Source organism: Planotetraspora thailandica (assembly GCF_016863335.1).
Lineage (GTDB): Bacteria > Actinomycetota > Actinomycetes > Streptosporangiales > Streptosporangiaceae > Planotetraspora > Planotetraspora thailandica.
This window is the reverse complement of sequence record NZ_BOOR01000137.1, coordinates 1-523: the sequence shown is the minus strand read 5'-3', so window position 1 is coordinate 523 and position 523 is coordinate 1. Positions and strand designations below refer to the sequence as shown.

Genomic DNA, 523 nt, shown 5'->3' with positions numbered 1-523 from the left:
AAACCGTGGAGACGTTTCTATGCGGCGATGGCCTCGTGAGCCCTCGCCCTGGCGGCCGCTCGGGCGGCCATGATCCGTTACTCGAACTCGATCGGGGATAGCCCGTCGGCGGCGCTATGGCGCCGGCGCGCGTTGTAGAAGTCGGCGATCCAGTTGGCGATCTTCACCTGTGCCTGGTCGCGGGTGGCGAAGTGGTGCCGGCGCACGAACTCGACTTTGAGGGTGGAGTTGAACGACTCGGCCGCGGCGTTGTCCAGCGCGCAGCCGACCCGGCCCATGGATTGCACGACGCCCCAGTGCCGGCAGGCGGCCTGGAAGCGGGCGGCGGTGTATTGCCCGGGTTCAAGGGGTCGTTGCAACACTGCTTGTCAGTGAGCGTAGATGTTCGTTGAGGGCCTCGGCGGGAGTCTTCCATCCCAGGGTCTTGCGGGGGCGGTTGTTGAGCGCGGCGGCGACCGCATCGAGCTCGTTTCGGCTGTGCCGGCTGAGGTCGGTTCCTTTGGGGAAGTACTGGCGGAGCAGG

At 66.7% G+C, this 523-nt stretch carries 1 protein-coding gene and 1 pseudogene; both read right to left on the bottom strand.

All coding sequences use genetic code 11. The features are described from left to right. Nucleotides 1-77: 77 nt before the first annotated feature. Entirely contained in the window at nucleotides 78-362 is a 285-nt protein-coding gene (locus tag Pth03_RS41210; protein ID WP_203949963.1) for an integrase core domain-containing protein, read from the bottom strand. Further along, nucleotides 343-523: pseudogene (locus Pth03_RS41205) on the bottom strand (IS30 family transposase); the annotation flags it as partial. The pseudogene Pth03_RS41205 and the gene Pth03_RS41210, both read right to left, overlap by 20 nt.